A 9,168-nucleotide genomic window follows, 5' to 3' on the forward strand; every position below is an offset into this window, starting at 1 on the left:
TCGCTCGACCCGACAGGCAAGGGCCAGGCACGATGGATAACGAGGTGGAAGCCCGCTCTGAACGCGTTTGCGATCACGTTCGCCGATCGTTGGCCGGGATCGGAAACTTACTGATGGAAATCCGCCGAAACACCGTTAAAGAGATAGACCCTGCGTCCGATTTCCACGCGATGCGTTCGTCCGGGTGCTGTTCGGTGATGGTGGCGTCGAATTCTCGTGTTTGTCCGGCTATTTCGAGGATCCACTGTGTGTGCACATCGTCGGTTTGTCGAATTTCCCGTACTCCGGACATGAAGTGCAGGTCGGGACGGCCCGTGTTCAGATGATGAGGTTCGAAGCGTTTCGTTTTCAGACTCGCAATTGGGGTCAGGTTTCTGGCCACCTGTCGTATGCGGGCCATGATTCGCCCGAGCCGGTCGTTGTTGACCCGTCCGGCGGCCTCGTTGAGCTGTAGAGCGGATATGTGCAGTGCGTTGTCAATCGAGGCGTTCTCGGTGTTCGTTGGGTGTCATGCCGGTGGTGTCGCGGAACGCTCGGTAGAAGGTGCGGGGGTCGGAGAATCCTGTTTGTCGAGCGATGAGGGAGACGGGCCGGGAAGGGTATTTTCGTAGTAGGTGCTGGGCGGACTGGATGCGCGCTGCGCGGAGATATCCCATGACTGTGTGGTCGGTTCCCTGGAACAGGCGGTAGAGGCTGCGGCGGGAGAGTCGCATCGCGGTGGCGATGCGTTCGGCGTCGAGGTCGGGGTCTGCAAGGTGGGCATGGATGTAGGCCAGAACCTGATCTCGTCGTAGGAAGGCGGGTATTTCGGCGGCAGAGCGAACCGGTGTGACGAGACTCAGTAGTGATGTGGCCAGTGAAGAGGCGTGAGTCTCGAGCTGTGCGGCGCCGTGGGGATCGCTGTCTTGGTGTTGGGCCAGTTGGGTGAAAAAGGCTGCGACGGCGGACATCGCTCCTGCACAGCTCATGGTCGTGGCCAGGATGTCCGTGGTCCGGTCGATGCCGGCGAGCGCGAAGGCTCGATCGGCGGGCACCTTGACGATGACCTGTTCGTAGGGTGCATCGGCTCGGAAAGCGAAGGGCAGGGAACTGTCGTAGATGACCATGGATCCTGGCGGGACTACTGCAGTGTGTCCGGCCTGTTCGATGACGCAACTTCCGCGCGTCTGGAATGTGGCGAACAGATACTCGTCCTGTTCCCGCCCTTGGGCGATTCGGCTGCGATTGCGGTGTGTCTGCTCGGCGGTGGCTCGTTTCGTGGACAGAGTGAAGTTCGTGTATCGGCCGAGACGGACATCGCCGTAGAAGTCGGGGTCGGCGGGGTCGGTGCTGACGTCGACGTAGGCATGGCGCCGGGCCTCTCGCCAGTAGTCGATGACACCGTCGTCCGGCGCCCGCGAGGTCGACAACGTTTCGAAGTGTGGCAATGAGGGCTCGTCTGCATCAGCCATGGCCGGATCACCTGCCTTTCGGATACCACTGAGTTTACTGAGCCGCGCGGGAAAGTCCTGCGGGTCGGGGAGAGAGCGAGCCGGCCCTGTGTCCGCCAGTCGGGGGGCGATCACAGGGCCGGAAATCTACGCGTGCTGCAAAACGCTCAGGCCGTGAGCATTCCGTGCTGTATTGTGCTGAGACCATGAGCTTTCCGTGCTGGATCGTGCTCAGGCTGGAATCATTCCGTGTGGGTCGATGATGAACTTGCTCGATGACCCCTGATCGAAGGTCTCGTAGGCGGCGGGTGCTTCGTCGAGGCCGATGACCTTGGTGTTGAGCATTGCGCTCAGATACGGCATGCGGTCCCACAGGATCGACATCATCAACTCGCGGTTGTAATGCATGATCGGTGCCTGCCCCGCGGACAGGCGCGGTGACTTGATCCAGGCCTTGCCGAATTCGAGCGGGAAGATGCCTTCCTGTTCGGCCTTTGTCGGTGCCAGAGGGTCGGGGCCGTAGACGCCGATGACGCCGGTGGCGCCGCCGGCACGGGTGGCTTCGAGGACGTCGTTGATGGCACCTGCCGGCTGAGGCTGATTGGACTCCGAGCCGATGCCGTGTGCTTCGGAGCCGACATAGTCGACGCCACAATCGACTTCGCGCTCACCGAGGATGGCCTCGATCTGGTCGGGCAAGGGGATGTCCTGGCTCAGGTCGATGGTCTCGCAGCCGTTGTTCTTGACCAGGTCGAGTCGGTCCTGATAGTAGTCGCCGACGATGATGCAGGATGCGCCGAGAAGGCGTGCTGCTGCTGCGCCGCAGCGTCCGACCGGCCCGGCGCCGGCGATGTACACCGTTGAACCTGGTTTGGCCCCTGCCTCGATGAGTCCGTGAAAGGCGGTGGGAAGGATGTCCGAGAGCAGGGCAAGATCGAGGATCTTGTCCATGGCCTGGTCCTTGTCCGGGAAACGGAGGAGTTGGAAGTCCGCGTACGGGACGAACAGGTATTCGGCTTGTCCGCCCACCCAGTCGCCGAGATTGAAACCGTATGCGCCGCAGGAGACTGCAGGATTGACGGTTTCACAGACATCTGTGCGGCGAGCTTTACAGTTGCGGCATCGTCCACAGGCGACGTTGAAGGGGACCGAGACGAGATCGCCTTCTTTGAGGAACTCCACGTCGGAGCCGACCTCGATGATCTCTCCGGTCATCTCGTGGCCCATGACCATACCCTGGGGGACGGGGAAGGACCCTCGGTAAATGTGCAGGTCGCTGCCGCAAATGTTGGTAGCGACGATTTTCAGGATGACGCCGTGGGGCGCTTTTCGTCCGTTCGGCATCTCCAGCTTGGGGAAGTCGAGTTTCTCGACCTTCATGGTGCCGGGGCTCTCGAACACCACTGCGCGGTTGCTGTCTGCCATGCTGTCGCTCCTAACCTGGGGGATCCCTGCACGCTGCGATTCGGGACCCGGTTGTGGTGGCGTGGCCACCGGGGGACCTTTCGAACGTATGCGCACGTGGCGATACGTGTCAGTGACCTTGCGTGTCAACTGAGTGACGATGTGTGCCAGGAGTGCTGTGGGGTCTGCCGCAAGGCTCCCTTCCTTCGTTATGGTCACCGGCATGACAAACCGTTCCGAACATCTCGCCGAGGCCGATGATCGCTGGAGGCAGGGTGTCGTGGTGCGGGGAGCTCGGCAGAACAATCTTGCCGACGTCGATCTCGATGTTCCTCGAGACCGTCTGGTGGTGTTCACCGGTGTGTCCGGCTCGGGGAAATCCTCGCTGGCGTTCGGGACACTGTTCGCGGAATCGCAGCGGCGCTATCTGGAGTCGGTGGCACCGTATGCCCGTCGGCTGATCGACCAGGTCGGTGTACCCGATGTCGACGTCGTCGAGGGACTGCCACCGGCGGTTGCACTGCAGCAGCACCGAGGCATCGGTAATGCTCGATCGAATGTCGCCAGCGTGACGACATTGGGCAGTCTCGTGCGGATGCTCTATTCCCGTGCCGGGTCTTACCCAGATGACCAACCGATGCTCTACGCGGAGGACTTCTCGCCGAACACCGTGCAGGGCGCATGTCCGACCTGCCATGGCATCGGGCGCGTCTACGAGGTCGATGTCGACAAGATGGTCCCCGATCCCACACTCAGCATCCGGGAGCGCGCGATCGCTTCGTGGCCGCCGGGCTGGCCGGGTGGCAACCTTCGCGACATCCTGGTGTCACTGGGATACGACGTCGACTCTCCGTGGAAGAAGCTGCCGAAGAAACATCGCGACTGGATCCTGTTCACCGAGGACCGCCCCACCGTTCCTGTGTACTCGGGATTTACCCCGGCACAGACTCGGCGAGCGATCAAAGCCGGAACCGAACCCAGTTACGAGGGCAATTTCGTCGGCGCCCGGCGGTTCGTGCTCGATACCTTCGCGAACACCAAGAGCTCGATCGTCAAGAAGCGGGTCTCTGAGTTCGTCACCAGCGAGGTATGCCCGATGTGCCAGGGCAAGCGGGTCAAGGCGGAGGCGCTCTCGGTCACCTTCGAGGGCCTGGATATCGCCGAGTTCGCGTCCTTGCCCCTGGCACGACTGGCAGAGATCGCGCGCACTGTTGTGTCCAGCGACTGGCTACCCGAGGCGGCAGGAGAAGCTCTCGACGAAACCCGACGAGCCGAGGCCACGCGACGACGTGTCGCATCGGGAGGATCGGCGCACACCGCCGCTCCCGACGTGCGACGCACCCCGAACGTGTCAGCGGAAAAACAGGTGGCGGCGCGGCGCCTGCTCGACGACCTCCTCGAAAGAATCCAACCCATCATCGACCTCGGGCTGGGATATCTGTCACTGGACCGGACGACGCCCACACTCTCCGGCGGAGAGCTGCAACGACTGCGCCTGGCGACGCAGCTGTCCTCGAAGCTGTTCGGCGTCGCCTACATCCTCGACGAACCTTCGGCGGGACTGCACCCCGGCGACTTGACGGCGCTGCTGAGAATTCTGCACGGACTTCGTGAGCGAGGAAACAGCGTCCTCGTCGTCGAGCACTCCCTACCCGTCATCCGAGAAGCGGACTGGCTGGTCGATATCGGTCCCGGTGCCGGCGAGAACGGTGGACGCGTGCTCTACAGTGGAACACCCGCCGGGCTGGCCGACGTACCGGACTCGGTCACCGCACGCTATCTCTTCGACACGTCGGAGCAGGTGCGCCGCCAGCGGCGTACCCCCCGCGGGTGGCTTCGCGTCGAAGGCGTCGAGCGCAACAGTCTCCGCGACCTCACCGTGTCTTTCCCTCTCGGGGTCTTGACCGCGGTCACCGGAGTCTCCGGTTCGGGGAAATCGAGCCTCGTCAGCCAGGCTCTACCAGCGTTGATCAACGCTGAACTGGGCCGGCCCGCCGCGCCCGATGCCAACGTCGAACCGCGCGACGACACCGATCTGCTGCTCACCGGAGATCAGGGCGCGGTCCGCGGCCGCATCGAGGGCACCTTGGGAGGGCTCCGTCGGGTGGTCGCCATCGATCAGCGCCCTATCGGGCGCACACCCCGATCCAATGTTGCAACCTACACCGGCATGTTCGACCACATCCGCAAGCTGTTCGCCGCAACACCTGCGGCCAAGAAACGGAACTACAAACCGGGGCGGTTCTCCTTCAATGTCGCCGGTGGCCGCTGTCCGACCTGCGAAGGTGAAGGCTTCGTGATGGTCGAGCTGCTTTTCCTGCCCAGCGTCTACAGTCCGTGCCCGGACTGCAACGGCACTCGTTACACGCAGAGCACACTCGAAATCACCTGGCGGGACCGCAACATCGCCGACGTTCTCGCGATGAGCATCGACGAAGCCCACGCCTTCTTCACCAGTGAGAACGACGTTCTTCGCTCGCTCACCGTCCTACGCGAGGTCGGGTTGGGTTACCTGCGACTCGGACAACCCGCCACCGAGCTGTCCGGCGGCGAAGCTCAGCGTGTCAAGCTGGCATCCGAACTCCAGCGTGCTCAACGCGGCGACACGCTCTACATCCTCGACGAGCCCACTGCTGGGCTCCACCCGTCCGACAGCGACAGACTGCTCGCTCACGCGCAGGGGCTCGTCGACGCCGACAACACCGTCGTCATGGTCGAACTCGACATGCGCGTCGTCGCCCAGGCCGACCACGTCATCGACCTCGGACCGGGAGCGGGCGCCGACGGCGGACGTATCGTCGCCACCGGTTCCCCCGAGCAGGTAGCTGCCACTGCCGACAGTGCGACTGCCCCCTATCTACGAGCGGCGCTGGAAAACACAGGCGCCGGCACCACACAACACTGACCTGACCGCGCACCACCGCCTGGACTGAACGGCGATAAGGATCAACTAGCGATGGCACGACAGGCACCGAAACCCCAAGGCCTGCGTAATCAGCTCTCCAACTCTCTCCGGCCTCTCTCCGGCGTGAGTCCGGCTCCGCGGTGCTGCTGCTGGTGGTAACCGTGACCGCCCTGCTGTGGGCAAATTCGCCGGCTTCGGACGCGTACTTCGACCTCTGGCATCAAGGCGCCGGATTCGAACTCGGCCCGGTGGCGTTGCACATGAGCCTTCACCATTGGATCAACGACGGGTTGACGGTCGTCTTCTTCTTTCTGATCGGGCTCGAGGTACGCCAAGAGTTCGCCCACGGGTCATTACGTGATCGAACCCGCACTCGTATCGCCGTGATCGCCGGAGTCGCGGGGGTGTGTCTACCCGCCGTCATCTACGCCGTGATCGTCGGCAGCGGAGACAGCCTGCAGGGTTGGGGGGTGGTCGTCGGCACCGATACCGCCTTCATGCTCGGGGCCTTGGCGCTCCTCGGGCCCGCACGATCAGGCCAACTGCGAGTGTTTCTCCTTACCGTCACGGTGGTCGACGACTTCCTCGCGGTGTCCATCATCGGATTCGTATACAGCGAAAACATTCGCCTGATTCCACTGCTCGTTTCCCTGGCATGCCTGACAGCATTGTGGCTACTCGGGCGGGCGCGACAGTGGCGAGCCGCGCCATACATTCTCGTGGTGATCGTGCTGTGGTTCAGCACGATCGAGTCGGGTGTTCATCCCTCGCTTGCCGGAATGGTCGCCGGCCTTCTGATTCCCGCGTACCCGACACAGCGGCACAAGGTGGAGGCGGCTCCAGAACTGTTTCGTGACTTCTGGCAGTCTCCGAGCGCCGCATCAGGTCGTGCAGTGTCACGTGGACTGGCCAAAGGCACAGCCGTCAACGAGCGGATACACGAATACCTCCGGGTACCCACCGCGCTGATCGTGGTACCGATCTTCGCTCTCGCCAACGCCGGCGTCGACCTGCGTGGCGGACTGCTCGTCGAAGCGTTCAGTGCCCGTGTGACCTGGGGAGTTGTGCTTGGCCTGGTTCTCGGCAAGCTCCTCGGCATCGGAGCAGCCACATACATCGCTGTCCGACTCGGAGCGGGCCGATTACCGCAGGGGGTCGGCATGGGCAGTGTGATGGGCGGATCTGCGCTATCGGGGATGGGATTCACCGTATCGCTGCTGATCATAGGTTTGGCTTTCGGCACATCTCCCGAACTGGCCGGGCAGGCGACCGTCGGCGTGCTCGTCGCCATGGTGCTGGCTGCAGTACTGGGTGCGGTGATCTTCCGCGTGGCAGCGACCAAGCTGGGTGAGGCCGAAGCCGATCTCCCCATCGTGCTGGAACCTCCCGTAGATCCCGAGATCGACCACATTCGTGGACCCGAAGACGCCCAGCTGACCCTTGTAGAGTTCGTCGACTTCGAATGTGGATTCTGCGCACATGCCACCGGAGGATGGGACGACCTGCACGTCCACTTCGGCGACGATCTGCGCTACGTGGTCCGTCACCTACCGCTGGTGGACATCCATCCGCACGCACTGGTTGCCGCACATGCAGCAGAGGCCGCCGCACGGCAGCACATGTTCTGGGAATGGCTGGACTTCGTGTTCACCCGCCAGAACGCGCTCGCGCGAACCGATCTCATCGGCTATGCAGCCGAGATAGGACTCGACGTCGACCAGTTCGTCGCGGACCTCGACAGCGACGCGGTCGCCGAGCGCGTACAACGTGACATTTCCAGCGCCCAGTCCAGTGGTGCCCGAGAAACACCGACCTTTTTCGTCGAAGGCTGCCGAATAATCGGAAGCTATGACGCGCGCACCCTCACCAAAGAACTCGAGCACAGCCGCCGAGGCGCTCGCACGTCCCTGCAGTAGACGCCGGAGAGTATCGCCCTCAACGGCACCGTCCTCAACGCCCGACGACTTCGCTCGGATTCCCGATGTGATCGAGACGCTGATCGCGCGAATCAGCCGTCTTCCCCAAACCGTCACCTGCCGCACGTGGTCAGAGAACGCCGACGAAGACGAGCCAGTGGACTGCCGCACGGAATGCGGCAGCGAAGGGCGGGCCGACGAACAGCTCCAAATCCAACATCAACGACGGGGATTCATCGGCAGTGCCCACCGGGCCGGCACGGAGCGTTGTCTCGGACCGCAGACACGCACATCCTCCGGCATGAGCCCGGAAGACACACGCGACCAGATCAGCAGAAAGTTCATCGTTGATGTCTCCTCGCCGTTCCGTGCTCGTCGGAATGCGTGGCGCCGGGACTCGAGCTCGTCCTGAACGAGTGCCAACCGGATTTCGTCGCATCGAGTCCGATCCTTCTGCTCAGCGAGCCGGGCAGCTTCCTCGACCAGCTCGGAATCCGTCATTCCTCGCCTGACATCCTTCACCGCAAAACCTCTCGAATAGTTCGTTTCGGTGTGGATACCCAATTACCTGGCGATCAACAGACTCCGACCGGCAGCCCGCGACGTCGGATGGTCGCTAGGTGATCTCAGTGTCGACGCCGTCCAGGTTGCTGCAACTTCGCCTATTTAGATGGCGGAACTATCCTCGCGGCGTCCTACGGCTCGCGATCAAACCAGTCATCGACGTGCCGCAGTGATCGCTGCGGCACCCCGCGGTGCCGCCATGGCCTTCTCCGAGCACTACGACACCATGCCTCAACAGACCTACACGTGGTCGAGTTCGATCAAACCCGAAGCATCACAGCAAAACCCGAACTCGGCCAAGTTGCGCACCTTCTTGGAGTCCTGAGATCGGTCACCAGCTCATGAATAGCCGCACCGTCCCACACATGGCAGCAGAGGAGAAGGACTGAGACTGTGAGCACCATCGGATACACCGGTGTCTTAGAACAAACCCCGAACTGCAGCAGTACGCACTCCGCCAAGCCGGAGCGATCTGTATCTTCACCGACTGCGAATCCGGCTCGAAAACGCAGCGACCCCAGCTCGCCGAACGCCTGAGCTACCTACGCGGGAATGGCGGTGTCGTCCTCGTGGTCTGAACTCGACAGGCTCGGACGATCCGTTTGTCGCCTCATCGGCACGTCCACATTCTTTGCGAACACTGCTCCGTATTCCGTTCTTTCGCAGAAGGATTCGGCACAACCACCGGCGGGGTCGTGAATTCTTCTCCCGCATCATGGCCGCTCTCGCCCAAAGGTGGGCACCACATGATCGTCGAATGCGCTCACGCCGGCCTCGAAGCCGTCCGGCGCCAAAGCCGACACGGTGCCCGCCCAACCGTCATGACACCCGAACGTACCGAACGGGCCCGCTCCGGGAGTGTTTCTTAAACGGTGTTTCGGCCCGACACGCTGGGTGAATGCCCGGCGAGAAGGGTGCCGTGATGACGACACTGGATGATGTGACGAAG

General features: G+C 62.6%; 6 protein-coding genes and 1 pseudogene. 4 read left to right on the plus strand and 3 right to left on the minus strand.

The annotated features are described in order from the left end of the window. Positions 1 to 73: 73 nt before the first annotated feature. The 3 genes from ACZ3J7_RS40455 to ACZ3J7_RS40465 all read right to left on the minus strand — a co-directional run bounded on the left by ACZ3J7_RS40455 (position 74) and on the right by ACZ3J7_RS40465 (position 2,855). Positions 74 to 382, minus strand: coding sequence for an SRPBCC family protein (locus ACZ3J7_RS40455; RefSeq protein WP_352102005.1), 309 nt, complete (start codon positions 380 to 382; stop codon positions 74 to 76). A 94-nt stretch (positions 383 to 476) separates the two neighbouring features. After that, complete coding sequence (locus tag ACZ3J7_RS40460; RefSeq protein ID WP_003943380.1) at positions 477 to 1,451, minus strand: helix-turn-helix domain-containing protein; 975 nt, start codon at positions 1,449 to 1,451, stop codon at positions 477 to 479. A gap of 210 nt (positions 1,452 to 1,661) precedes the next feature. Then, positions 1,662 to 2,855, minus strand: coding sequence for an alcohol dehydrogenase catalytic domain-containing protein (locus tag ACZ3J7_RS40465; protein WP_003943355.1), 1,194 nt, complete (start codon positions 2,853 to 2,855; stop codon positions 1,662 to 1,664). Positions 2,856 to 3,057: 202 nt separating this feature from the next. On the opposite strand from ACZ3J7_RS40465, the gene ACZ3J7_RS40470 reads away from it, so the two are divergent. The 4 genes and pseudogenes from ACZ3J7_RS40470 (at position 3,058) to ACZ3J7_RS40485 (ending at position 8,067) form a co-directional block, all read left to right on the plus strand. Further along, the gene (locus tag ACZ3J7_RS40470) at positions 3,058 to 5,739 is read left to right on the plus strand and encodes an excinuclease ABC subunit UvrA (protein WP_051649789.1); all 2,682 of its coding nucleotides are present in this window, start codon (positions 3,058 to 3,060) and stop codon (positions 5,737 to 5,739) included. Positions 5,740 to 5,867: 128 nt separating this feature from the next. Then, positions 5,868 to 7,049: pseudogene (nhaA, locus tag ACZ3J7_RS40475) on the plus strand (Na+/H+ antiporter NhaA); the annotation flags it as partial. Further along, the gene (locus ACZ3J7_RS40480) at positions 7,029 to 7,655 is read left to right on the plus strand and encodes a DsbA family protein (protein ID WP_263284177.1); all 627 of its coding nucleotides are present in this window, start codon (positions 7,029 to 7,031) and stop codon (positions 7,653 to 7,655) included. The pseudogene nhaA and the gene ACZ3J7_RS40480, both read left to right, overlap by 21 nt. Positions 7,656 to 7,722: 67 nt before the next feature. Beyond that, a complete protein-coding gene (locus tag ACZ3J7_RS40485; RefSeq protein ID WP_350835146.1) occupies positions 7,723 to 8,067 on the plus strand; it encodes a hypothetical protein in 345 nt (114 codons plus the stop codon). The last annotated feature ends 1,101 nt before the right edge of the window (positions 8,068 to 9,168 follow it).

This window comes from Kitasatospora sp. NPDC015121 (genome assembly GCF_055562955.1).

Excerpts from the sequence above, each read along its gene's own strand:
- ACZ3J7_RS40460 (WP_003943380.1), bottom strand. The coding sequence starts at position 1,451 with ATGGCTGATGCAGACGAGCCCTCATTGCCACACTTCGAAACGTTGTCG.
- ACZ3J7_RS40465 (WP_003943355.1), bottom strand. The coding sequence starts at position 2,855 with ATGGCAGACAGCAACCGCGCAGTGGTGTTCGAGAGCCCCGGCACCATG.
- ACZ3J7_RS40470 (WP_051649789.1), top strand. The coding sequence starts at position 3,058 with ATGACAAACCGTTCCGAACATCTCGCCGAGGCCGATGATCGCTGGAGG.
- ACZ3J7_RS40480 (WP_263284177.1), top strand. The coding sequence starts at position 7,029 with ATGGTGCTGGCTGCAGTACTGGGTGCGGTGATCTTCCGCGTGGCAGCG.